The following is a 24,159-nucleotide window of genomic DNA, read 5'->3' as shown; positions in this document are numbered from 1 at the left end:
TCGTATCGCGCGAACCACCGCGGAAATCGTGGCCATGCGCCGTGCGTCATCGATCGTCGTCCTGCGCGTGAATGCGGCCTGTCCCGTTCATCCGTTTCGCCGCTGCGGTTCAGCGGCACGGCGTAGCCTCCGTCGGTGAACAACGGTCGGTCCGTCCGCCGATGTTCTTCCGATTGCCAAACGAGGAAATGCCATGAACCTTCGTTCCAGCTTGATCATTGCGACCGCGACGATCGCCCTGACCGCGCTGCCGGCGGTCGCCCAGCAGACCACGACGACGGAGACCACGACCACGACCGTGGTCAAGAAGGGCCATCATCGTTACGTCTACTACGGCGACCACGACATCTACTTCGCTCCGGAAACCAAGGTGTACTACTGGCGCGAAGGCGACGACTGGCGCTCGGCCAACGAGCTGCCGGAAACGTACCGCACGTACATCACGCGCGGCGGTGTCAACATCGAGCTCGATACGGAAAAACCGTACGAGAAGAACGAGTGGGTCATCGCCCACTACAAGAACCACGATCGCGACGACCACTGACGCCCAGCGTCGATCCGGCGCCGGCGGCCCGCGGGCCGCCGGCGTTTTCGTTGCCTGCCGCGAGGCCGCGCCGCTAGACTTTCCGTGAATCGACACGGAGCGCGGCATTGGACGAACATCGCGACACGGCAGCGGGCGTGCCATGAAGGCGCCGAACGACCTGCTGCACCGGTTCCAGCTCGACCGCGCGGGCGTGCGCGGCGCGTTCGTCCGCCTCGAGCAGAGCTGGCAGGACCTGCGCTCGAACGGCGACTACCCCGGTCCGCTCGGCGACCTGCTCGGGCAGACCGTGGCCGCGGGCGCACTGTTCACGAGCACGATCAAGTTCGACGGCCGCCTGTCGGTGCAGCTGCAAGGCAACGGCCCGCTGCGCCTGCTGTTCGCCGAGTGCACGCACGACGGTTGCGTGCGCGGCATCGCGCGCTGGGCCGGCGCACCGCCGGCGGCAGCGATCGGGCTGGATCCGGAAGCGCGCCTCGCGATCACGATCGAGAACCGCATCACCGACACGCGCTACCAGGGCATGGTGCCGGTCGAAGGCGGTGACCTCGCGCACGCGTTCGAGAACTACTTCGAGCGTTCCGAGCAGTTGCCGACGCGCATCGTGCTCGCCGAAGGCGACGGTCGCTGCGGCGGCCTCATGCTGCAGCAGGTCGCGCGCGAGGGCGGCTTGGGCAACGCGGACGAGGACGGCTGGAACCGCGTCGGCCATCTGCTCGCGACGATGACGCGGCGCGAACTGCTCGAATTGCCGCCTGAAGTGTTGCTGCTGCGCCTGTTCCACGAGGAGGACGTGCTCCTGCAGCCGGCGCAGCCGCTCGTGTTCGCCTGCACCTGCTCGCGCGAGCGCGTCGAGGCGATGCTGCGCTCACTCGGTCGCGACGAGGCCGACGCGACGCTCGCCGAACAGGGTTCGATCGAGGTGCACTGCGAGTTCTGCAACCGCCGCTACGTGTTCGACGAGAACGACGTCGGCGACATCTTCCGTGCGGTGGAAACCGCGCCGCCGGCTGCGAAACGGCATTGATGCGTCGCGCGGCGGCCCCGTGCGCGTGGACGCCGCTGCTCCTGCCGCCACGCGCACGACCGATGCGAACCTGCACGCGCCCATGACGACCGCCGACATCTTCATGGACCGACTGGCGATCCGCCGCGGCCTCCCCGCCGACGCCGCCGCGCTCGCCGCGTTCGCGGCGCGCAGCTTCGCCGACACGTTCGGCGCGGCCAACGATCCGGCCCATCTGCAGGCGTTCCTCGACGCGACCTACGGCGTCGAGCAGCAGTCGCGCGAACTCGCCGACGTGGACACGGCGACCTTGCTCGCGACGCTCGACGGCGAACTCGTCGCCTACGCGCAGGTGCATCGCGGCGAAGCGCCCGCATGCGTCGGTGCCGCGGACGCGGTCGAGCTGCAGCGCTTCTACGTCGACCGCGCCGCCCACGGCAGCGGCGTCGCGCAACGGCTGATGCAGGCGGTGTGCACGGCTGCACGCGGATTCGGCGCGCGCGGCCTCTGGCTCGGCGTGTGGGAGCGCAACCCGCGCGCGATCGCCTTCTACGCGAAATGCGGCTACGTCGACGTCGGCAGCAAGACGTTCGACGTCGGCGGCGATCGCCAGAGCGACCGCGTCATGCTGCTGCCGCTCGATCAGCCCGGCGCGAGGTAGCGGCTCGGTGCGACGCCGGTCACGCGGCGGAACATCGTCGCGAACGCCGATGCGCTCTCGTAGCCGAGGTCGAACGCGATCGTCGTGATCGATTCGCCGGCGGCGATGCGTGGCAGCGCGGCGAAGATCGCCGCCTGGCGCCGCCATTCCGCGAAACTGATGCCGGTCTCGGCGCGGAAGCGCCGCGTGAACGTGCGCCGGCTCCACGCGAGGTCGGCGCACCAGTCGTCGATCGTCTCGTGCGGCGACGGCTGCGCGAGGTAGGCGCGGCAGCGCGCGGCCAGCCGCGCGTCGGCCGGGAACGGGATGTCGAGCGGCAGTACCGGCGCGCGTCGGATCTCCTCGACGATCAGCGAGAACACGAGGTCGGTGCGCGACCCCTTGCGGTACGGCAGTGGCAGGTCCGCAGTCTCGAGCAGCAACTGGCGCAGCAGCGGCGAGATGCCGAGCACGCGGCAATCGGCCGGCAGCGCCGCGTCGACGCCTTGCTCGACGTAGATGCTGCGCGTGCTCACGTGCACGAGCGAATTCACTTCGTGCTGCATGCCGGCCGGAATCCACACCGCGCGTTCGGGCGGCACGATCCAGCGCCCGGCTTCGGTGCCGACGAGCATGACGCCGGTCGCCGCGTACAGCAGCTGCGAGCGCCGGTGCCGATGCGGCGGCACGCGATGGTTCATCGGCAACTCGTTCGCGGTGGCGACGATCGGCCCGGGCAAGGCATCCGCCCGGCTCGCATGGACATTGCGCATGTTGGCCCGAACGCAAGGAAACCTGACCTATTCGATAATGCGGGCACGACCCCCGCGATGTCCAATAGACGCATGCAGAACCTCTCCCCCGCCGCCGGCGCGCTCCCCGACGCCCCGGTGACGCCGCCCGAGCCGCTCGACGATCCCGCCGCCAGCGCCGCGCGCACCGCATTCCCGATCCTCGCGATGCTCAGCATCTGCCACCTGCTCAACGACCTCATCCAGTCGTTGCTGCCGGCGATCTATCCGTTGCTCAAGCAATCGTTCTCGCTCGATTTCGGCCAGATCGGCCTGATCACGCTGACCTTCCAGCTCACCGCATCCCTGCTGCAGCCGTTCGTCGGCATCTACACGGACAAGCGACCGATGCCGTATTCGCTCGCGATCGGCATGGGGTTCACCTTGAGTGGCCTGCTGCTGCTGTCGCAGGCGACGACCTTCCCGGTGCTGCTGCTCTCGGCCGCGCTGATCGGCTCGGGCTCGTCGGTGTTCCATCCGGAGTCCTCGCGCGTCGCGCGCATGGCGTCGGGCGGGCAGCACGGCCTCGCGCAGTCGCTGTTCCAGGTCGGCGGCAACGTCGGCTCGGCGAGCGGCCCGCTGCTCGCGGCGTTCATCGTGATGCCGCGCGGGCAAGGCAGCGTCGCCTGGTTCGCGATCGCCGCGCTCGTCGCGATCGTGCTGCTCGCGCGCATCGGCGGCTGGTACCGCGTGCACATCCGTGCGCATCGCGCCGCCGGCATCGCGCAGCGCGCATCGCGCCTGCCGCGCCGCACCGTCGTCGCGACCCTGTTCGTGCTCGGCGTGCTGATCTTCTCGAAGTACTTCTACCTCGCGAGCATCAGCAGCTACTACACCTTCTATCTGATGCAGAAATTCCAGCTCGGCGCGCAGGACGCGCAGCTGCACCTGTTCGCGTTCCTCGGCGCGGTCGCGGCGGGCACGCTCGTCGGCGGCCCGGTGGGCGACCGCATCGGCCGGCGCTACGTGATCTGGGGATCGATCCTCGGCGTGCTGCCATTCACCCTGCTGCTGCCGCACGCGAACCTGTTCTGGACCACCGTGCTGACGATCGTGATCGGCCTGATCCTCTCGTCGGCGTTCTCCGCGATCATCGTCTACGCGCAGGAACTCGTGCCCGGCCGCACCGGCGTGATCGCCGGCCTGTTCTTCGGCTTCGCCTTCGGCATGGGCGGCCTCGGTGCCGCGGTGCTCGGCGAGCTCGCCGACCACATCGGCATCGAAGCGGTCTACGGCATCTGCGCGTGGTTGCCCGCGCTCGGCCTGTTCGCGTGGTTCCTGCCGAATCCGCACCGGCTGGCACGGACGGTCTGACGCGACGGCGGGACTGGCGCTGCGCGCTTGCCGCGCCCTACGCGCTCACCACGCGCGCCGGTACTGCGGCGGCGCCTCGATCGACACCCCGAGTTCGGCCGCGGCGCGGCGCGGGAAGTACGGATCGCGCAGCGTCTCTCGTGCGAGCAGGACGAGGTCCGCCTCGCCGCGCTCGATGATCGCGTTCGCCTGCGCCGCGGTCGTGATGAGGCCGACCGCGCCGGTCGCGATGCCGGCTTCGCGACGGATGCGCGCGGCGAACGGCACCTGGTAGCCGGGCGCAACCGGCACCTTCGCGTGCGGCACCGCGCCGCCCGACGAGCAGTCGACGAGGTCGACACCGTCGTCGCGCAGCCAGCGCGCGAGTTCGACGCATTCGTCGATGTCCCATCCGCCGGTCGCCCAGTCCGTCGCCGACACGCGCACGACCAGCGGCCGCGGTCGCGGCCAGGCGTCGCGCACCGCGGCGACGACCGCGCGCAGCAGGCGCGCGCGACCGACGAGGTCGCCGCCCCAGCGGTCGTCGCGTGCGTTGCACAACGGCGAGAGGAATTCGTGGATGAGATAGCCGTGCGCCGCGTGCACTTCGATCACGCCGAAGCCGGCTGCCGCCGCGCGCACGGTGGCGGCGCGGAAATCGGCGATCACCTTCGCGATGCCGGCGTCGTCGAGCGCGCTCGGCGCCGGATACCCCGCATCGAACGGAATCGCGCTCGGCGCGAGCGCCGTCCATGCCGCGTCGCCGTGCAGCGGCTTGCCGCCGCGCCACGGCACGTCGGTGCTCGCCTTGCGTCCCGCGTGCGCGAGCTGGATGCCGGCGGCCGCACCCTGCGAGGCGACGAACGCGACGATGCGAGCCCACGCGGCCTGTTGCGCGTCGTTCCAGATGCCCGTGTCGGCCGGCGAGATGCGGCCTTCCGGCGACACCGCGGTCGCCTCGGTGAACACGAGGCCTGCACCGCCAACGGCGCGACTGCCCAAGTGCACGAGATGCCAGTCGTCGGGCAAGCCATCAACGGCAGAGTATTCGCACATCGGCGAGACGGCGATACGGTTGCGCAGGACGACGTCGCCGAGCGCGAGGGGATCGAACAGACCGGACATGCGATGCGCCTCGCGCCATGGGTCGCGCATCATATCCGACGCGATCTCCGCCGAATCAATGTACTAACTTGATGTCTTGAACGAAGTTCGAGAAACCGCCCGGATAGGGGGCGCGCGCTTAGCGAAGAATTAACGAAGATTGTGATGCAGTGGACATCGCTCACGGACCCGGGGTGGCCGCATGTCGCCGATCGATCTCGATGTCACGCGCAGTGTCCGCGCCTACATGGCGTCGTGCCTCGGCAACGAACCGGTTTCGATCGAGCGCCCCTCGCTCGATCGCGTGCACGCGGGCCTGCGGGAGGCGGTGTGGTATTCGCCGAAGGACCGCCGCGCGCTGCGCGCGATCTGCGACGAGCACCCGCAGCAATTCACGCGCTGGCTCTACGAATGCGAACGCGACGGCCGCTACACCGGCGTGATCATGGTGTGGCCGGCCGGTTACGCGACGCCGATCCACGATCATGCGGGACTGTGGGGCATCGAGATGGTGTTGCAGGGCACGCTCAGCGTCGAGGACTACGAACTCGGCGACGAGCGTGGCCTGCGCCATGTCGGCACCACCGTGCTCGAGGAAGGGCAATCCTGCGCGTTCCTCGGCACGCAGGGACACGCGCATCGCTGCACGAACCTTTCCGCGCGCCGCGCCGCGGTCACGCTGCACGTCTACGGTGGATTGCTCGACCACTATCGCAACTTCGACGTCGGCCGCGGTGGCCGCTACGTGCCGGTGCCGACGCGCGCGCAGGTCGACGGCCGCATCGGCGCGACGCACGCGCACTGAGTCCAGCCGCGGCTAGGCACGCGCGCGGGTTTCGGCGACGATACGCGGCTCGATCGTCCGCGGAACCGTCGATGCGTCGCGCCGTCCTGCTCGCCCTGCTCTGCTTCGTCGCCGCCGCCTGCAGCGGCGTCGCACCGCGCGGTGCGGAGACGAAGCGGACGCCGCTGATCCTCGTCTCGATCGACGGCTTCCGTGCCGACTACCTCGCGCGCGGACGCACACCGACGCTCGCCGCGCTCGCCGCCGACGGCGTGCGCGCCGAAGCGCTCAAGCCCGCCTTCCCCACGCTGACGTTCCCGAACCACTACACGCTCGTGACCGGGCTGTACCCGGATCACCACGGCATCGTCAACAACCGCATGACCGATCCCGCATTCGAGCACGGCTTCGTCTACACGGAACAAGTGACGATCGACGACCCGCGCTGGTGGGGCGGCGAACCGCTGTGGGTGTCGGCCGAGAAGCAGGGCGTACGCAGCGCGACGATGTTCTGGCCGGGTTCGACCGTCGCGATCGCCGGCGTGCGACCGACCTACTGGAAGCCGTTCGACGGCAAGGTCGCGCCGGACGCGCGCGTCGACCAGGTACTCGCCTGGCTCGACCTGCCTGTGGCGCGGCGGCCGCGCTTCCTCACCCTCTACTTCGAACAGGTCGACCACGAGGGCCACGAGCACGGCCCCGAGTCGGCCGAGGTCGACGCCGCGCTCGCCGACGTCGACGCGGCAATCGCGCGTCTCGTCGACGGCCTGCGCGCACGCGGGCGACTCGACGCGGCCGATCTCGTCGTGGTGTCCGACCACGGCCAGGCCGCGACGTCGCCGGAGCGGCGCACCTACCTCGACGACATCGTGCCGCTCGCCGACGTCGACGTCGCCAACTACGGCATCCTCGCCGGTATCGAGCCGCACCCGGGCAAGACCGCCGAGATCGAGCGAGTGCTGCTGCGACCGCATCCGCACATGCAGTGCTGGCGCAAGGGCGAGGTGCCGGCGCGCCTGCACTACGGCACGCATCCGCGCATCCCGTCCCTGCTCTGCCTCGCCGAGCACGGCGGCAACATCACGTCGCACGGCTACGACGACAAGGGCGGCCACTACTCGCCGGGCGAGCACGGCTACGACAACGACGACCCGGCGATGCGCGCGCTGTTCGTCGCGCGCGGTCCCGACTTCCGCCGCGGCGCGGTCGTACCGGAGTTCGACAACGTGGACGTCTATCCACTGCTCGCGAAGCTGCTCGGCGTCGCGCCGCGCCCGAACGACGGCGACGTCGCCGCGGTGGCCGGCCTGCTGCGCGACGGCGCGCGCTGACCCTCCGGCGGCGACCTGCCGCCGCCCGTCTTCCTAGCCGCGCGCGAGACGCTCGACGACGTCGCGATAGCGTCGCGCGATGCGCTCGGCGTCCCGATGCCGCCGCTCGCGCACGACCCATTCGCCGCCGACCATCACGTCGCGCACGAGGTTCGCATTGCCGCCGAACAGCCAGGTGTCGACGAACTGCTGCGGCGTGCGTCCGGCGAGCAGCGGCGACGCGTCGTCGAGCACGACGAAGTCCGCGCGGTGGCCCGGCGCGAACGCCGCCAATGCGCCGCCCGCCGCCGCGGCGCCACCGGCGAGCGCGCGCGCGTACAGCGTTTCGCCGCTGCTGGGCGTCGCCGTGCTCGCACTGATGTTGCGGTGGCGCGTGACGAGGCGCTGGCCGTACTCGAGCCAGCGCAGTTCCTCGACCGGCGACACCGAGATGTGACTGTCCGATCCGATGCCGAGCACGCCGTCGGCGTCGAGGTACGCGCGGAGCGGGAACAGGCCGTCGCCGAGATTCGCCTCGGTGGTCGGGCACAGCCCCGCGACCGCGCGGCTCGCGGCGAGCCGGCGCGTCTCGTCGTCGCTGAGGTGCGTCGCGTGCACGAGGCACCAGCGCGCGTCGACCGGCGCATGGTCGAGCAGCCATTCGACCGGCCGCGCGTTGCGGATCGCCAAGCAATCCTGTACTTCGCCGATCTGCTCGGCGATGTGGATGTGCACCGGCATGCGTGCGGCCGTTCGTTGCCGCGGGCTCGCGGGAATCGCGTCGATCGCGGCGAGCACCGCGCGCATCGCATCGGGCGGCACCGCGCGCAGCGAATGCAGCGCGATGCCGACGTTCAACGTGGGCTCGTCGATCGCGCGCAGGCGTTCGAGCAGGCGCAGGTAGCCGTCGACGTCGTGGCCGAAGCGACGCTGCCGCTCGGACAGCGGGCGGCCGTCGAACCCGCCGGTCACGTAGAGCGTCGGCAACAGCGTCAGGCCGATGCCCGCCTCGCGCGCGGCCTCGACCAGCGCGAGCGACATCGCCGCAGGGTCGTCATACGGACGACCATCGGGCTGGTGATGCAGGTAATGGAATTCGCACGCCTGCGTGTAGCCGGCCTCGAGCATCTCGACGTAGAGCTGCGCCGCGATCGCGCGCAGGTCGTCCGGCCCGATGCGCCCGGCGAACGCGTACATGACCTCGCGCCAGCTCCAGAAGCTGTCTTCCGCCTGCTGCGGCGCGCCTCGCTCGGCGAGCCCTGCCATCGCGCGCTGGAACGCGTGCGAATGGAGGTTCGGCATGCCGGGCACGACGATGCGCCCGAGCGATGCCGTCGCGGCGCGCGGCGCGTCCACGTGCACCGACTGCAGCGTGGCGCCACCGCCCGTGGACGCGTCGGTGGCGAAATCCACGTCGTGCACGAATCCACTCGGCAGCCAGGCGTAGTCGGCGTGATGGCGGGTCGGCTGCATGATCGGTCCGTCGCGGTGGAGCGGCGAGCCTAGCCGCGCCGGACCGGGTTTTCCAGCGCGTTCATGCGCGTTCATGCGCGTTCGCGCGCTGCGTTCATGTTCAGCTTGCACCCCTCCTTCCACAGGCGGTTCAAACGTGTCCGACCCGGTGCTAGGCTCGGCGGACAGGGGAACTTTTTGTCTGGGCTGATCGGGGATGATGATGCTCAAGTACAGATGTCTCACTGCCGCACTGGCGCTCGTCTCGAGTGTCGCGGCTGCAGCAACGGGCGGCGCCGCACCGACTGGTTTCGGTGCCGGGTTCAAGTCCATCGACGAGGTCGCCACCGCACGCTTCGGCGCGCTCGACCTCAAGACCATCGCGGAAGAAGACGCACTGCGCGAAGCGGCGGGCAATCCGATGCGCTTTGCGATCGCGCACGACAGTACCATCGACGTGCGCACCGGCGGCACCTGGGAACAGAAGGGCGATCGCAGCATCTGGCGCTATCGCGTGCAGGCGCAGGACGCCGCTTCGCTCAACTTCGGCTTCACGCGTTTCCACGTCCCGGCGAGCGCACGCGTATTCATCTACGCGAGCAAGGACCACGCGCAGCTCGCGGGTCCGTACGACGCCGCTTCGCACAACGCGCTCGGCCAGCTGTGGACGCCGATCATCATCTCGACCGACGTCATGGTCGAACTCGACGTCGCGACGAGCGAGCGCAACCAGGTCGACCTCGTGCTCGGCAAGATCAACCAGGGCTACCGCGGCTTCGGCACGCACAGCAAGGGTTACGAGCAACCGGGCCTGCACCTCACCGGCGAAGGCAAGTCGGCCTGCTCGCCCGACGCGATCCAGTCCGGCGCGTGCAACATGGACGTCGCCTGCATGGACTCGTCCGATCCGTGGAACAACCCGCGGCGTTCGGTCGGCGCGTACACGATGTCCGGTACCGACACCTGCACCGGCTCGCTCGTGAACAACACCGCCGGCGACCGCAGCATGCTGTTCATCACGGCGAGCCACTGCAACGTCGTGGCGAACCCCGCCGGCATCGTCGTCTACTGGAACTACGAGTCGGCGACCTGCCGCACGCCGGGCAGCGCCGCGAGCGGCAATCCGGTGCCGCGCCCGACGACGACGAGCAGCGGTTCGACCTTCCTCGCGCGCACGCGCAATCCGTTCAGCGGCACCGACTGCACGAACGGCGCGGTCTGCTCCGACAACACGCTCGTGCGCCTCAACGGCACGCCGGATCCGGCCTGGAACCTGTTCTGGGCGGGTTGGGACCATGGTTCGACGCCGGCGCACTGCGCGCCCGGCCCGAATGCGAACTCCGACGCCGGCCAATGCGCGGCGATCCATCATCCGAACGTCGACGAGAAGCGCATCACCTTCGTCGAGCAGGATTTCCAGGTCGGCGGCATCAGCGGCGGCACCAACACGCACTGGCATTCGTTCTGGGATCCGACCCCGCCGATCCTGCCGAATATCCCCGCGCCGCAGCCGGCTTCGTTGCCGCCGGGCGTGACCGAGCCGGGTTCGTCGGGCTCGCCGCTGTACAACGCGAGCCAGCGCCTCGTCGGCGTGCTCAGCGGCGGCCCGTCCGCCTGCGGCGCGACCGGCGCGGACCTGTCGGACTTCTACGGCCAGCTCTCGGTCGCCTGGGACGGTGAAGGCACGCCGACCACGCGCATGAAGGACTGGCTCGATCCGACCAGCTCGGGCGTGACTGCGATCGACGGCATCGGCATGACGCCGTTCAACTTCACGGTCGATCCGACCGCCGTGTCGGCGTGCGTCACGAGCGATACGGCGACCGTGAACATCGCGGCAACGTACGACGCGGGTTTCAGCGGTACGGTAGCCTTCAGCGCGTCGAGCGCCCCTTCGGGCGTCAACGGCACCTTCGCGCCACCGAGCCTCACCCCGCCGTCGAGCGCCTCCGTGCTCACGCTGAGCGGCATCTCGCCGCTGGCTCCGGGCTCGTTCTTCAATATCCTCGTGACAGGTACGAGCGGCGCGGATACGGTGAGCAAGACGATCCCACTCACCGTCGCCGGTCCGCTGTCCGGCTCCGTGAACCTGCAGACGCCGGCCAACGGCGCGACCGGTGTCAGCACGAGCGCCACGCTGACCTGGGACGCGCTCGCCGGCGCGGCGAGCTACACGATCGAAGTCGCGACCGATGCCGGCTTCACGAACATCGTCGCGACCCAGGCCGGCATCACGACGACGAGCTACGCCGCGAGCGGCCTGAGCCCGAACACGACGTACTACTGGCACGTGAAGCCGACCAACGGCTGCGGCGACGGCACGTTCTCGGCAGCATTCAGCTTCACGACCGCCAATGTGATTTGCCACTCCCCCGCGCTCGCGATCCCCGACAACAACCCGACCGGCGTGAACGACACGATCACGTTAACGGATACGTCGATGATCAACTCGCTCAAGCTGTCGATCACGGCGACGCACACCTACGTCGGCGACCTCAAGTTCACGCTGTCGAAGGACGCGGCGAGCTCGGCGGTGATCGATCGCCCGGGCTACACGGGCACCGGCTTCGGCTGCAGCAACAACGACATCGACGTGCTGCTCGACGATGCGGCGGCTTCGCCGGTCGAAGACGCCTGCAGCGCGACGCCGCCGGCGATCGGCGGCACGCTGTCGCCGAATGCGCCCGGCCTCGCACCGTTCGCCGGCCTCTCGCTCGCGGGCACCTGGACGCTGAACGTGTCCGACAACGCCGCTTCCGACACGGGCACGCTCACCGAGTGGTGCCTGGTGCCCGAACTCGCGGTCAACGACACGATCTTCGCGGACGGCTTCGAGATGGTCGTGCGATAGCACGATTCCCGCGCAGCGTTGCTTCAGGGGCCGCCATGCGGCCCCTTTTTTTTGCCCGCGAGGGAAATTCCCGCCCGGGCCGTGATCCCTCGCCCATCGCCCTCCCGTATGCAAGGCCGAGCGCTCATTCCGACGCGCACGAAGGAGTACCGCGATGGTCGCCAACACCACGATGTTCCGCACCCTGCTCGCCTGCGGCCTGCTGCAGGCCGGCTTCGCTGCCGCCACCCCGCTCGACGGGGCGCTGGACACGAACTGGGGCGTCCTCAGCTCCGGCAAGTCGCCGATCTCATTCGACTACGGCGGCACCATGTCCGACTTCGCCAGCGGCAGCGTGATCGGCCCCGACGGCTCGATGTACATCTCGGGCACCGTGCGCGACGCCAACGGCGTGGCCCGCATGGGCGTCACGCGCCTGCTGCCGAACGGCCTCATCGACGACAACTTCGGTACCGACGGCCGCGCGATGACGCAGACCTCGCAGGGCGAGCTGTTCAACACCGCCGGCATCGCGATGCGCGGCAACAGCTTGCTCGTCGGCGGCTACAAGAAGACCACCGCCGACAACTGGGACTTCGTCGTCTGCGCGTTCTCGACCGGCGGCGTCCCGCTGCTGTTCAACTCGACGCTCACCTCGTGCGTGAGCGCGTCGATCGAACCCGGTCCGTCGCTGAGCCGCGACATCCCGTACGGCATCGCGGTGCAGCCCGACGGCAAGATCGTCATGGCCGGCACGACCGCGGTCGCCAATGTCTCGGACACCTACGCCGCGTTCATGCGCTTCGAGACGAGCGGCGCGCTCGACCACAGCTTCGGCCTGAGCAATTCCGGCATCCAGTTGATGCGCACGAACAACTTCATCCGCCACCAGATCAACGCGGTCGCGATCGCTTCCAACGGCAAGATCGTCGGCGTCGGCAAGACCGACGTCGTCGGCGGCAACGACAGCTCCGCGCTGATCGTCCGCCTCGAAGCGGACGGTACGGTCGACCAGCTCTCGCAGTCGGACGAATGCGTGTTCGAAGTCGACGGCAGCAACTCGCGCGACACCGAACTGCTCGGCCTCGCGCTCGTGCCGGGCGGCGGCGGCGAGGACGACATGATCACGGTCGGCTACGCGCAGATGTCCGGCACCGTGCACAGCGCGCTGATCGCCAAGCGCCGCGGCTCGACCTGCGCCTACGACGCGAGCTTCAGCGGAGGCGACGGCACCAACGGCTACGCGACGGTGACCGCGGGCGACTCGCTCGGCTTCCACAGCGTCGCCGTGCAGCCGAACGTCGGCTACGTCGTCGCGGCGAACTACACGCCGACCGGCGGCGACAGCGACTGGCTCGTCGGTCGTTACTACCTGGACGGCACGAGCGACTTCCTGCTCACGCAGATCGACTTCGGCAACATCCACCAGAGCGACGTCGTCGCCGACGTGCACGTGTTCCACGACGGCATCTACGTCGCCGGCAGCTGGCTGAAGTCGGGCGTCAACTACGACTTCGGTGCCGCACGCCTCCTGCTCGACCAGATCTTCGCCGACGGTTTCGACGGCTGATCCCCCGCAGCACCCGATGCGCGCGGTCCGCTCCGCGCGCATCGGTCGAAGGGCCGTCCCCCGGACGGCCCTTCGTTTTGCCCGGCGTTCGCACACGAACGGCCCGCGCTGCGATAATCGTACCCTCGCCTGCGCGGAAGAACGCTCGATGAAACCGGACTGGGACGGCCTGCTGCTCGACGCGCGCCTCGCGACGATGCAGGCACGCGGCGCGCCGTACGGCCTGGTCGAACGCGGCGCGCTCGCCTGGAAGGACGGCGCGATCACGTTCGCAGGCGCACAGGCGGACCTGCCCGGCGACCCGGCCGCGCTCGCGGCACGCGTCGAATCCGCGCACGGCGCACTCGTCACGCCTGGCCTCGTCGACTGCCACACCCATCTCGTGTTCGGCGGTGATCGCGCCAACGAGTTCGAACAGCGCCTCGAAGGCGTGAGCTACGAAGCGATCGCGCGCGCGGGTGGCGGCATCGCCTCGAGCGTGCGCGCGACGCGCGCGGCGGACGACGATGCGCTGTACGCGCAGTCCGTGCCGCGCGCGAAGGCGCTGCTCGCCGACGGCGTGACGACCGTCGAGATCAAGTCCGGCTACGGCCTCGACGTCGACAGCGAGCTGCGCATGCTGCGCGTCGCGCGCCGGCTCGGCGACACGCTCGGCATCGGCGTGCGCACCACGCTGTTGTCGGCGCACGCGCTGCCGCCCGAATACGCGGGACGCCCGGACGACTACATCACGCTCGTCTGCGACGCGATCCTGCCCGCCGCCGCGCGCGCCGGCCTCGCCGACGCCGTCGATGCGTTCTGCGAGAAGATCGCGTTCACGCCCGCGCAGACGCGTCGCGTGTTCGACGCCGCGCGCGCACACGGCCTGCGCGTGAAGCTGCACGCCGACCAGTTGTCGGACCTCGGCGGCGCCGCGCTCGCCGCGGAATTCGACGCGCTGTCGGCCGACCATCTCGAATGGACCAGCGACGAGGGTGCGCGCGCGATGGCCGCGGCGGGCAGCGTCGCGGTACTGCTGCCGGGTGCGTACTACGCGCTGCGCGAGACGAAGCTGCCACCGATCGACGCGTTCCGTGCCGCCGGCGTACCGATCGCGATCGCGACCGACCTCAACCCGGGCACGTCGCCGCTGCTGTCGCTGCGCCTCGCGATGGGCATGGCCTGCACGCTGTTCCGCCTCACCCCGGAAGAAGCGCTGCGCGGTGCGACCGTCAACGGCGCACGCGCGCTCGGCCTCGCCGACCGCGGCATGCTCGCACCCGGCCTGCGCGCCGACTTCGTCGTCTGGGACGCGGAGCGGCCGGCGGACCTGTGCTACTGGATCGGCGGGTCGCTCGCGCGCGCGATCCACGTCGGCGGTCGCGCGATCACGCGATGAGTCCCGGCGGCGCTGAGAATCCGTTCGACGCGATCGTCGTCGGCGGCGGCGCGGCCGGCCTCATGTGCGCACTCACCGCGGGCCAGCGCGGCAAGCGCGTGCTCGTGGTCGAGCACGCCAACCGCGTCGGCAAGAAGATCCTCATGTCGGGCGGTGGCCGCTGCAATTTCACCAACACCGGCGCGACGCCGGCGAACTACCTGTCGGCCAACCCGCACTACTGCAAGTCCGCGCTCGCGCGCTACACGCCGGCCGACTTCATCGCGCTCGTCGATCGCCACCGTATCGCCTGGCACGAGAAGGAACTCGGCCAGCTGTTCTGCGACGACTCATCCAAGCAGATCCTGCGGTTGCTGCTCGACGAATGCGCCGACGGCGGCGTGCGCATCGAGACGTCGTGCGCGATCGAGCACGTGCGCCACGGCGACGGCGGATTCCACGTCGACACCGCGCGCGGGATGTTCAGCGCGCCGGCGCTCGTCGTCGCGAGCGGTGGGCTGTCGATCCCGAGCATGGGCGCGAGCGGCTTCGGCTACGACCTCGCGCGCCGCTTCGGCCATCGCGTGCTGCCGACGCGCGCGGGCCTCGTGCCGCTCACCCTGTCGGGCAAGCACCAGGAACGCCTCGCCGATCTCGCCGGCGTCGCGGTACCGGTCGAGGCGCATTGCGGTCGCGCGAGCTTCCGCAATTTCATGCTGCTCACCCATCGCGGCGTGAGCGGCCCGGCGATCCTGCAGATCTCCTCGTACTGGAACACGGGCGACGACCTGCGCCTCGACCTGCTCCCCGGCGACGACGCGCTCGCCTGGCTGCGCGCGCAACGCGCCGAACGCGGCGCGAGCGAGCTGCGCACCGTGCTCGCCGAGCGCTTGCCGAAACGCTTCGCCCAACGCCTGTGCGAGCACTGGCTGCCGGACCGGCCGATGCGCCAGCTCGACGACGCGCAGCTGCGCGACATCGCCGGCGTGCTCGCCGCCTGGCCACTCGTCGCGAGCGGCACCGAAGGCTACCGCACCGCCGAAGTCACGCTCGGCGGCGTCGACACCGACGAGCTGTCCTCGTCGACGATGCAGTCCAGGCGCGTGCCCGGCCTCTACTTCATCGGCGAAGTCGTCGACGTCACCGGCTGGCTCGGCGGCTACAACTTCCAATGGGCGTGGGCGTCGGGACACGCGTGCGGCATGGCGCTGTGAGGCGCATCGAGGGCGTATAGTCGGCGCATGGCCTACCTGCTGATCAAGGCGCTGGTGTCCGGCATCATCGTGATGGCGGTGTCGGAGATCGCGCGGCGCAGTCCGCCGTTCGGCGCCCTCGTCGTCTCGCTGCCGCTCGTCTCGCTGCTGGCGATCCTCTGGCTCTGGCGCGACACCGGCGACGGCGAGCGGATCGCCGCGCACGCCGAGGCGACGTTCTGGTACGTGTTGCCGTCGCTGCCGATGTTCCTCGCGCTGCCCTGGCTGCTGCGCCACGGCGTCGGTTTCTGGTGGGCACTCGCGGCGGCGTGTGCGCTCACGATCGTGCTCTACTTCCTGACCGTGCTCGTCGCCGCGCGCTTCGGCGTACGCCTGTAGCGGGAAGGCGGAAGCGAAGATTGAAACACGAAGGACACGAAGGAAAAGCAAATCAGGGAAAAGCTTGAAACACGGAGCACACGGAGCACACGGAGAAAGCAAGGCAAGGAAGAGCTTTACGGTTTGAAAGCTCTTCCTCCGTGTGCTCCGTGTGCTCCGTGTTTCAATCTTTGAATCCTAGCTTTTCCTTCGTGTCCTTCGTGTCCTTCGTGTTTCAGGCTTTGCTCTCTTCCCCCAGCATCTTGGCAAGCGTCGCGTCCTTGTCCTGCCACAGCGCGTTCATCCACGCCTGGAAGCGCTCGCGGAACGCGGCGTCGTTCTGGTAGTCGCCACCGATGAACTCGCGCGGGATCGCTCGTTCGCGCACGTCGATGCGCACTTCGCGGATGCGCCCGCCGAACAGGTCCAGCATCGTCGGCTTGCCGTCGGGATAGGCGATCGTCACGTCGAGGATCGCCTGCAAGCCCTCGCCCATCGCGTCGATCACGAACGCGACGCCGCCGGATTTCGGTTTCAACAGGTGCGCGTACGGCGACCCTTGCGCGGTATGCTTCGCCGGCGTGAAACGCGTGCCTTCGACGAAGTTCATGACCGCCACGGGAATCGAACGGAACTTCTCGCAGGCGCGCCGCGTCGCCTCGATGTCGCGCCCGGCGAGCTCCGGGCGCTTCCCGATCTGCTCGCGCGTGTAGCGCTTCATGAACGGGAAATCGAGCGCCCACCACGCGAGCCCCATCAACGGCACCCAGAACAGCTGGCTCTTGAGGAAGAAACGCAGCAGCGGGATGCGCCGGTTGAAGCATTTCTGCAGCACCGGGATGTCGACCCAGCTCTGGTGGTTCGCGAGCACGAGGTAATGGCCGTCGCGATGCAGGCTCGCCTGCTCGTCCACGACGAAGCGCGTGGATGTGCAGAGGTCGATCATGCGGCTGTTGAACCCGATCCAGCTCTCGGCGATGCCGGTCAGCAGCGGATTGCAGGCGCGGCGCACGGGCGCGAACGGCAGCAGCGCCTTGAACAGCGTCACCGCGAACAGCGGCACGACGTGCACGAGCGTGCTGAGGACGATCGGGACGAACGCGAGCGCGGCGCGAAACCAGGTCGGCATGGGATTCCGGGCGGGGAAGCGAGTCGCAGCCTAACCGGGATCGGGCGCCGAGGCGACCGCGACCGCGGCGGCGGATCGTCGCGGCTACCCGGTAGGAGCGCACCCTGTGCGCGACCGACATCGCCGGGACCGCTCGTCGCGCCTCATGTCGATTCCGCCTCTCCCCGTTCGTCGTCCTGACGAAGCCGGCGAAAACGCCCGGCGTCATCCCCTTCACGAACCCGGAGCAAACCCGATGAAATTCCTGTCGATGATCCGCATCAACGAAAACAGCGGCCTCGTGCCGAGCGAGAAGCTCATGGCCGACATGGGCAAGCTCATGGAGGAAATGACGCGCGAAGGCACGCTCGTCGACACCGCGGGCCTGCGCCCGACCGCCGAAGGCAAGCGCGTGCGCAACGCCCACGGCAAGCTCTCGCTCACCGACGGCCCGTTCACCGAATCGAAGGAAGTGATCGGCGGCTTCGCGGTGCTCGAAGCCACCTCGCTCGACCATGCGATCGAGCTGACCGAGCGCTTCCTCAAGGTGCACGGCGACGAGTGGAACATCGAATGCGAAGTGCGCCAGATGGAATGCGGCGGCCCCGATTCAGCCACCTGATCCCCAACGGGCCTCCTGACCTCCCGTTGGAGCGGCTTCAGCCGCGATGACCTACCTCTGTGGGAGCGGCGGAAGCCGCGATGCTCGACCGCGTCCTTGCCAGGGGCGCGTTCGCGGCTGAAGCCGCTCCTGCGATGGCGATCGAGTCGCCGCGCTTCGAACCGAAGAGGACCGCGAACGATCGCAGTACAGAGGTCATCATCGACCCTCGATGCGGTTGGCTGCAGCCCGCGCCTGGCGGGAACGACGCTGGAGTCCGGCCGCGGTAGAACCGAGCAGCAAGGCCCCACCAAGCGGCGCCGCATGCGCGATGAGGATGCCGAGCAGCGCGCTCGTGACCGCTGCGCCGGCCATGCGCTGCGCGCCCTGCGCGAACACGTAGTCGGTCGACAGCGTGAGCGAGCCTCGTGCGCCGCCGTCGCGAACCAGCGATCGCGCCGAGAGCAGGCTCTGCAGGTTGAGGCCGAGCGTAAACGCGATCGACACGAGCTGCCCGCCCGCGAAGAACGTGAAAGCGACGCCGCCGAGCACGCCGGCCACGAAGAACAACGCTGCCGCGAACAGCAGTTGCAGCAGCACGAACAACGGCTGCGAACCGCGTCGCAGGATCGCCTTCCCTTCCATGACGACCGTCGCCTGCGCCTCGTTCTCCGCGCGTGCGCGCCGGACGAGCACATGGTTCACGACGAACAGGACCACCCACGACGCGACGGTGACGCCGACGCCGAACGGCAGGCGGCTTTGCGACAGCCAATACACGTACTGTTCCACGGACGCGTCCCCTCGCGACGGCAGGCCGCGATCGTATCAGGACGACAGGAGCGACTATCTCGTCGCTCGCAGGAACGTTCAGGCGATATCGACCGTCGTCCACGCGCCATCGACGAGCCGCTGCACGCCACCCGGATTGGCATTGCGCAGCTCCGCCGGCAGGCGGTCGTCCCGCACATTGTCGTAGGCGTGCAACGCGGCGAAGCGGCGGATCGCGGCGGGCATGCCGACCGAGGTGAAACCGGCATGGCTGGTGCTGGGGTACGGGCCGCCGTGCTGCATGGCGGCGCTGACGGCGACGCCGGTCGGCCACTTGTCGTTGATCAAGCGGCCCACGCGCGGACGCAAGGCGGCCGCGATGCGCGCGGCGTCGGCGTCGTCGCTGTGATCGGTCGCGGTAAACAGGCTGCCGGTGAGGTTGCCGTCGAAGGCACGCGCGATCGCTTCGGCCTGCGCCGCATCGGCGTAGCGCACGACCAGCGACACCGGGCCGAACGCTTCCTGCTGCAGCGCGCGCGCCTGCGCGAGGAAGTCCGCACCGGACACCGCGAGCAGGCTCGGCGTATAGCGCGCGCCGGGGCCTTCGGCAGCGGCCTTGCCGGCCACCACGGCCGCACCCGCGGTGCGCAACGCGGCTACGCCGTCGACGAGGTGCTTCTGCACGCCCGTGGAAAACAGCACGGCCGGCGCCGCCGCGGCGAAGTGAGCGGCGGCGGCGTCGACGAAGGCGTCGCCCTCGGCGCCCGCGGGCACCATCACGACGCCGGGATTGGTACAGAACTGGCCACTGCCCATCGTGCCGCTCGCGAAATACTCCTGCGCGAGCGCGCTGCCGCGTTCGCGCAGGGCGCCGCGCAGGATGAAGACCGGGTTCACGCTCGACATCTCGGCATAGATCGGGATACCGGCCGGGTCTGCCGCGGCCTTCAACGCGAGCCCGCCGCTGCGGCTGCCGGTGAAACCGATCGCACCGATGCGACGATCGCCCGCGAGCCGCAACCCGAGCGCGCCGTCGATGTCGTAGAGCAGTTGCACGCTCGCCGCCGGCAAACCCGCACCGAGCACGGCCTCGTGCGCGATCCGCGCGAGCAGGCGGCTCGTCGCCGGATGCGACGGATGCGCCTTGGCGATCACCGGATTGCGCGCCGCGATCGCGGATGCGAAATCGCTGCCCGCGACCGCGTTGAACGCGAACGGAAAATTGTTCGGCCCGAACACCAGCACGGGTTTGCCCAGCGGCGCGTAGTGCGCACGCAATCCGGCCTTCGTGTCGATGACCGGATGCGTCCACGCATAGGCACGCACGGCTGCCGCCGCCTGGCGCAACTGCCCGCTCGTGCGCGGCAGCTCGATGTCGGCGAGGCGCGGCGTCCTCGGCAAGGCGGTTTCCGCATGCGCGGTGGCGACGAGTTCGTGCTTCGCCGCGTCGATGCCGTCCGCGTAGCGTTCGAGGAACGCGGCGATCGTCGCGGGCGACGTCGCCGCGAGTTCGTCGGCGATCGCCGTCGCCGCCGCGACGGCGTCTTCGACGTCCTGCGCGCCCGAGCGCGGGAACGCGGGCCCGATCGCCTCGCCCGATGTCGGATCGACGGCACGGAAGCTCCCGGCGGGCTCCGCAGAGGCGCGCCATTCACCTGCGATCAACACCTGTTCCATCTCCGGCTCCTGCAAAACGATCACACCGTCGGTCGCGTCGCGATCGCGTGGTCGATCACCTTCAACGCCGCGTCGCGCTCGGCGCCCTGCACCACCAGGCGCGGCGCGCGCACGCGCTCGCTGCCGAGGCCGACGCGCTCCTGCATCAGTTTGATCAGCTGCACGAACTTCGGCACCGTGTCCATGCGCAGCAGCGGCAGCAGCCACGCGTAGAGGCCCATCGCGGCGGCCGAACCCTGGCTCCTCGCGATCTCGTACAAGCGAACGGATTCCGCGGGGAACGCGTTGACCACGCCGGCGATCCAGCCGACCGCACCCATCGACACGCCTTCGACGATCGCGTCGTCCATGCCCACCATGAGGTCGAGGCGATCGCCGAGCAACGCCTGGATGCCGGCGAAGCGGCGGATGTCGCAACTCGATTCCTTCACCGCCTCGAGCAGCGGGAACTCGCCGGCGAGTTCGGCGATGTGTTCGGGCGTGAAGTCGGTCTTGTACGCGACCGGGTTGTTGTAGAGCAACACCGGCAGCTTGGTCGCGCGCAGCACCGCGCGCATGTGCGCGCCCATCTCGCGCCAGTCGGTCGAGTACACGTACGGCGGCAGCGCCATCAGGCCGCGCGCGCCGAGCTGCTCCGACGCTTGCGCGAGGCGCACGGCTTCGGCGGTGGACAGCGCGGCGATGCCCGGGATCACCGCGGCACGGTGGCCGATCGCCTGCACCAGCGTCTTCACGATCGCGAGCTTCTCGTCGAACGCGAGCGTGGCGCCTTCGCCGAGCGACCCGAGCGGCACGATGCCGGTGCAGCCGGCGTCGATCAGCGCGTTCGCGTGCGCGGCGAGGAATGCGTGGTCGACCGCGCCGTGTTCGTCGAACGGCGTGGTGATGGCGGGCACGACGCCGCGCCAGAAGCTTGCCTTGGTCATGGGGTGCGTTCTCGATACGGAATCAGTCGGAGTGGATGCGAAAGCTGCGGCGTGCTCAACGGGCATCGATGCCCCAGGCGAACGGATCGTCGTCTTCGATCAGCAGGCGGCCCTCGCCCATCAGGTGTGCGCGCCCGCTGATGCGCGGCCGAATGCGACCGTTGCCCGCGTCGGCGTAACGGCCTTCGAACACGCTGCCTATCACGCTCTCCATGCGCACGATCGCGCCGGGCGCGAGGTCGCCGTCGGCGGCGAGGCAGGCGAGCTTGGCCGAGAGGCCCGTGCCGCACGGCGAGCGGTCGTAGGCGAGCCCCGGGCAGAGCACGAAGTTGCGCGCGTGGTTGGCGCGATCCTGCGCGGCGGCATTGAGTTCGATGTGATCGATCTCCGCGCCGTCTTCGCCGCGGATGCCCGCCGATTCGAGCGCGGTGCGGATCGCCTCGGTGTAGGTCGTGAGTTCGCGCCAGTGTGCGTAGTCGAGCGGCAGCGGCGCGTCCTTGCTGATGAAGAACCAGTTGCCGCCCCAGGCGACGTCGCCGTGCACGCGGCCATGGCCGGGCACGTCGACGGCGACGGCACGCGCATGGCGCCAACTTTCGACGTTGTCGATCGACACACGGCCGTCGTCGTGCAGCTCGGCGACGACGGTGCCGACCGGCGTGTCGATCGCGTGCCGGCCGACGCCGATGCGACCGAGGTGCGCGAGCGTGCGCACGAGGCCGATCGTGCCGTGGCCGCACATGCCGAGCGTGCCGACGTTGTTGAAGAACAGCACCGACGCGACCGATCCGGTTTCGACCGGCGGCAGCAGCAGCGCGCCGACCATCGTGTCCGAACCGCGCGGTTCGCAGGCGATCGCGCTGCGCCAGCGATCATGTTCGCGCGCGAACGCGGCGCGACGTTCGGCCAGGCTGCCGCGGTCCATGCCGGGCACGGACGACAGCACCACGCGCGTGGGTTCGCCGCCGGTGTGGGAGTCGATGTAGTCGATCGAGTGCATGCGTGCAGGATGCGGCGCGCGGCCGCGCCGGTCTAGCCGCGATCCCGCCATGGCGATGCGGAAATCGGCATAATCCGCCGATGAGCCCCGCTCCGCCGACACGCGTGGACGCCGATGCGCTGCAAGCGTTGTTCGACGGCTTGCCCGACGTCGTGTTCTTCCTCAAGGACACCGCCGGCCGCTACACCCACGCCAACCTCACGCTGGTCTCGCGCCTCGGCCTGCGCCGCCGCGAGGACGTAATCGGACGCACGCCGACGCAACTGTTCCCGGCCCGGCTCGGCGAAGCGTACGCCGCGCAGGATCGACGCGTGCTGCGCGGCCATGCGATCGAAGACCAGCTCGAAACGCACGTGTTCCCCAATCGCGCACCGGGCTGGTGCCTCACGCGCAAGACGCCGCTGCGCGATGGCGGCACGGTGACGGGACTGATCGGCATTTCGCGCGACCTCGCGCAACCGGACGGACGCCATCCGGGCTACGCGCGCCTGCGCCGCGTGCTCGACCGCATGGAAGCGCGCTACGGCGAAACCGTGCGCATGCAGGCGCTGGCCGAACTCGCGGGGTTGTCGCTGTCGCAGCTCGAACGCCAGTTCCGCCGCGTGTTCCACCTCACGCCGCAGCAGTGGCTCACGCGCCTGCGCATCGACGCGGCCATGCAGCAGCTGCGCGGCGACGACACCATCGCCGCGATCGGCCTCGCCTGCGGCTTCAGCGACCAGAGCGCGTTCAGTCGCCAGTTCAAGGCGATGGTCGGGGTGACGCCGCGCGATTACCGGAAGCTGCCGGGCGACGCCGCGCCGCCATGAGCATCTGCGTCGCCGCGTAGAGCACCACGACGACCACCAGCCAGCGCAGCCACACCACCGGCAACGACTTCACCACGAACGCCGCGAGCAGTACGCCCGGGATGCCGCCCAGCACGAGGCCGAGCGCGGCACGCAGGTCGTAGCGGCCGCTGCGCACGAACGCCGCGCCGCCGACCGGCATGAGGAACGCGCACGCACCCATCATGATCGGGAACGCCGCGATCGGATCCATGCCGAGCAGGCTGACGAGGATGAGGCACGGCGCATACAGGCCGATGCCGAGCATCATCAACGCGCCGAGCAGGAAGTTCGCCGCGACCGCGAACCACAAGCGCGTGCCGGACAAGCCGAGCGCGACACCGCCACCGGGCAGCCAGTCGAGGTTCGTCGCCACGAACAACGCCGCCGCGACCAGCAGCGCGACGCCCATGCCGATCTGGATCGCGCGCCGCGGCAGGCGCGAGACGACGCCGACGCCGCACCACGCGCCTGCGACCGCAGCCGCGATCATCGCCAGCAAGGTCACGAGGTCCACCTTCACCACGGCGATGAAGATCAACGCCTGCGCGACCGTCGGCAAGGCATGTCCGACGTTGAGCGTGCCGGGAATGCGTTCGTCCGCCACGCAGCCACGCAGCTTGAAGATCGCCGTGGTGGTCGCGAACGAGCCGATGCCGAGCGTGTCGAGGAAGTTCGCGACGAAGCCGGTCGCGAGGTCGAGCACGCCGGGACGGCGCGGCTGCGCCGGCATGCCGGCGGCCTCGCGCGCGCGCTGTCGTTCGAGCGCGAACCAGCGCCCGGCATAGCCGAGGGAGAGCAGCACCAGTGCGCCGATGAGGATGGCCGGACCCGTGTCGATGACTCGCCCCCTGTTCGGTGGATGCGCAGGATGATCGCAGCCGCATGCTCGCCGGAATTGCACCGCATCCGCACCGCGGATGCGGATTACGGCATAGCCCGCCGGCGCTCCCGCGCCTAGCATGCTCGATCCGAAGCACCCTGGGAACGCACCGAC

The 24,159-nt window shown here is 69.6% G+C and carries 22 protein-coding genes; 13 read left to right on the top strand and 9 right to left on the bottom strand.

The window, feature by feature from the left end; genetic code table 11:
* The first annotated feature begins 193 nt into the window (after window positions 1-193).
* From FHW12_RS16200 to FHW12_RS16190, 3 genes are all read left to right on the top strand, one after another.
* The gene (locus tag FHW12_RS16200) at window positions 194-544 is read left to right on the top strand and encodes a hypothetical protein (protein WP_182532076.1); all 351 of its coding nucleotides are present in this window, start codon (window positions 194-196) and stop codon (window positions 542-544) included.
* 142 nt (window positions 545-686) lie between these two features.
* On the top strand, window positions 687-1,571 hold the full coding sequence (locus FHW12_RS16195; protein ID WP_182532075.1) for an Hsp33 family molecular chaperone HslO: 885 nt from the start codon (window positions 687-689) through the stop codon (window positions 1,569-1,571).
* 82 nt (window positions 1,572-1,653) lie between these two features.
* Window positions 1,654-2,211 carry a GNAT family N-acetyltransferase gene (locus tag FHW12_RS16190; RefSeq protein ID WP_182532074.1) on the top strand — a complete coding sequence of 186 codons (558 nt, stop codon included), beginning with the start codon at window positions 1,654-1,656 and terminating at the stop codon, window positions 2,209-2,211.
* Here the strand turns inward: FHW12_RS16190 and FHW12_RS16185 are convergent.
* Window positions 2,193-2,891, bottom strand: coding sequence for an AraC family transcriptional regulator (locus FHW12_RS16185; protein WP_259393102.1), 699 nt, complete (start codon window positions 2,889-2,891; stop codon window positions 2,193-2,195). The two genes, FHW12_RS16190 and FHW12_RS16185, sit on opposite strands and share 19 nt — an antisense overlap.
* 144 nt (window positions 2,892-3,035) lie before the next feature.
* Here FHW12_RS16185 and FHW12_RS16180 point away from each other — a divergent pair, with 144 nt between their 5' ends.
* Window positions 3,036-4,295, top strand: coding sequence for an MFS transporter (locus FHW12_RS16180; RefSeq protein ID WP_182532072.1), 1,260 nt, complete (start codon window positions 3,036-3,038; stop codon window positions 4,293-4,295).
* 45 nt (window positions 4,296-4,340) lie between these two features.
* Here FHW12_RS16180 and FHW12_RS16175 read toward each other — a convergent pair whose 3' ends face one another.
* Window positions 4,341-5,399 (bottom strand): NADH:flavin oxidoreductase/NADH oxidase, encoded by a 1,059-nt coding sequence (locus tag FHW12_RS16175; RefSeq protein WP_182532071.1) that lies wholly within the window; start codon window positions 5,397-5,399, stop codon window positions 4,341-4,343.
* A 181-nt stretch (window positions 5,400-5,580) separates the two neighbouring features.
* Here FHW12_RS16175 and FHW12_RS16170 point away from each other — a divergent pair, with 181 nt between their 5' ends.
* Window positions 5,581-6,183: a cysteine dioxygenase gene (locus FHW12_RS16170; RefSeq protein ID WP_182532070.1), complete on the top strand. Its 603-nt coding sequence runs from the start codon at window positions 5,581-5,583 to the stop codon at window positions 6,181-6,183.
* A gap of 71 nt (window positions 6,184-6,254) precedes the next feature.
* The gene (locus FHW12_RS16165; protein WP_182532069.1) at window positions 6,255-7,493 is read left to right on the top strand and encodes an ectonucleotide pyrophosphatase/phosphodiesterase; all 1,239 of its coding nucleotides are present in this window, start codon (window positions 6,255-6,257) and stop codon (window positions 7,491-7,493) included.
* 33 nt (window positions 7,494-7,526) lie between these two features.
* On the opposite strand, the gene FHW12_RS16160 is transcribed toward FHW12_RS16165, so the two are convergent.
* Window positions 7,527-8,945, bottom strand: a complete 1,419-nt coding sequence (locus tag FHW12_RS16160; protein ID WP_182532068.1) for a formimidoylglutamate deiminase — start codon at window positions 8,943-8,945, stop codon at window positions 7,527-7,529.
* A gap of 196 nt (window positions 8,946-9,141) precedes the next feature.
* On the opposite strand from FHW12_RS16160, the gene FHW12_RS16155 reads away from it, so the two are divergent.
* From FHW12_RS16155 to FHW12_RS16135, 5 genes are all read left to right on the top strand, one after another.
* Window positions 9,142-11,775 carry a fibronectin type III domain-containing protein gene (locus FHW12_RS16155; protein WP_182532067.1) on the top strand — a complete coding sequence of 878 codons (2,634 nt, stop codon included), beginning with the start codon at window positions 9,142-9,144 and terminating at the stop codon, window positions 11,773-11,775.
* Between the two features lie 154 nt (window positions 11,776-11,929).
* On the top strand, window positions 11,930-13,324 hold the full coding sequence (locus FHW12_RS16150) for a hypothetical protein (RefSeq protein ID WP_182532066.1): 1,395 nt from the start codon (window positions 11,930-11,932) through the stop codon (window positions 13,322-13,324).
* Window positions 13,325-13,472: 148 nt separating this feature from the next.
* Complete coding sequence (hutI, locus tag FHW12_RS16145; protein ID WP_182532065.1) at window positions 13,473-14,702, top strand: imidazolonepropionase; 1,230 nt, start codon at window positions 13,473-13,475, stop codon at window positions 14,700-14,702.
* Window positions 14,699-15,895: an NAD(P)/FAD-dependent oxidoreductase gene (locus FHW12_RS16140; protein WP_182532064.1), complete on the top strand. Its 1,197-nt coding sequence runs from the start codon at window positions 14,699-14,701 to the stop codon at window positions 15,893-15,895. The genes hutI and FHW12_RS16140 overlap by 4 nt, the downstream gene beginning before the upstream one ends.
* Window positions 15,896-15,922: 27 nt before the next feature.
* The gene (locus tag FHW12_RS16135; protein WP_182532063.1) at window positions 15,923-16,273 is read left to right on the top strand and encodes a DUF3147 family protein; all 351 of its coding nucleotides are present in this window, start codon (window positions 15,923-15,925) and stop codon (window positions 16,271-16,273) included.
* A gap of 214 nt (window positions 16,274-16,487) precedes the next feature.
* Here FHW12_RS16135 and FHW12_RS16130 read toward each other — a convergent pair whose 3' ends face one another.
* Window positions 16,488-17,381 carry an acyltransferase gene (locus FHW12_RS16130; RefSeq protein WP_182532062.1) on the bottom strand — a complete coding sequence of 298 codons (894 nt, stop codon included), beginning with the start codon at window positions 17,379-17,381 and terminating at the stop codon, window positions 16,488-16,490.
* Between the two features lie 235 nt (window positions 17,382-17,616).
* Here FHW12_RS16130 and FHW12_RS16125 point away from each other — a divergent pair, with 235 nt between their 5' ends.
* Window positions 17,617-17,982, top strand: coding sequence for a YciI family protein (locus FHW12_RS16125; protein ID WP_182532061.1), 366 nt, complete (start codon window positions 17,617-17,619; stop codon window positions 17,980-17,982).
* A 198-nt stretch (window positions 17,983-18,180) separates the two neighbouring features.
* Here FHW12_RS16125 and FHW12_RS16120 read toward each other — a convergent pair whose 3' ends face one another.
* The 4 genes from FHW12_RS16120 to FHW12_RS16105 all read right to left on the bottom strand — a co-directional run bounded on the left by FHW12_RS16120 (window position 18,181) and on the right by FHW12_RS16105 (window position 22,335).
* Complete coding sequence (locus FHW12_RS16120) at window positions 18,181-18,753, bottom strand: hypothetical protein (RefSeq protein WP_182532060.1); 573 nt, start codon at window positions 18,751-18,753, stop codon at window positions 18,181-18,183.
* Window positions 18,754-18,831: 78 nt separating this feature from the next.
* Window positions 18,832-20,409 (bottom strand): aldehyde dehydrogenase family protein, encoded by a 1,578-nt coding sequence (locus FHW12_RS16115; RefSeq protein ID WP_182532059.1) that lies wholly within the window; start codon window positions 20,407-20,409, stop codon window positions 18,832-18,834.
* A gap of 20 nt (window positions 20,410-20,429) precedes the next feature.
* Complete coding sequence (locus tag FHW12_RS16110; protein ID WP_182532058.1) at window positions 20,430-21,335, bottom strand: dihydrodipicolinate synthase family protein; 906 nt, start codon at window positions 21,333-21,335, stop codon at window positions 20,430-20,432.
* 55 nt (window positions 21,336-21,390) lie between these two features.
* Complete coding sequence (locus FHW12_RS16105; RefSeq protein WP_182532057.1) at window positions 21,391-22,335, bottom strand: proline racemase family protein; 945 nt, start codon at window positions 22,333-22,335, stop codon at window positions 21,391-21,393.
* Between the two features lie 80 nt (window positions 22,336-22,415).
* On the opposite strand from FHW12_RS16105, the gene FHW12_RS16100 reads away from it, so the two are divergent.
* On the top strand, window positions 22,416-23,144 hold the full coding sequence (locus FHW12_RS16100) for an AraC family transcriptional regulator (RefSeq protein ID WP_182532056.1): 729 nt from the start codon (window positions 22,416-22,418) through the stop codon (window positions 23,142-23,144).
* On the opposite strand, the gene FHW12_RS16095 is transcribed toward FHW12_RS16100, so the two are convergent.
* Window positions 23,077-24,126, bottom strand: coding sequence for a sulfite exporter TauE/SafE family protein (locus FHW12_RS16095; protein ID WP_259393100.1), 1,050 nt, complete (start codon window positions 24,124-24,126; stop codon window positions 23,077-23,079). The genes FHW12_RS16100 and FHW12_RS16095 overlap by 68 nt on opposite strands.
* Window positions 24,127-24,159 lie beyond the last annotated feature (33 nt).

The sequence above is a fragment of the Dokdonella fugitiva genome, from assembly GCF_014138265.1.
Taxonomy (GTDB): domain Bacteria; phylum Pseudomonadota; class Gammaproteobacteria; order Xanthomonadales; family Rhodanobacteraceae; genus Dokdonella_A; species Dokdonella_A fugitiva_A.
Note: the sequence above shows the minus strand (reverse complement) of the source record. Positions and strands in the feature narration are given on the sequence as shown.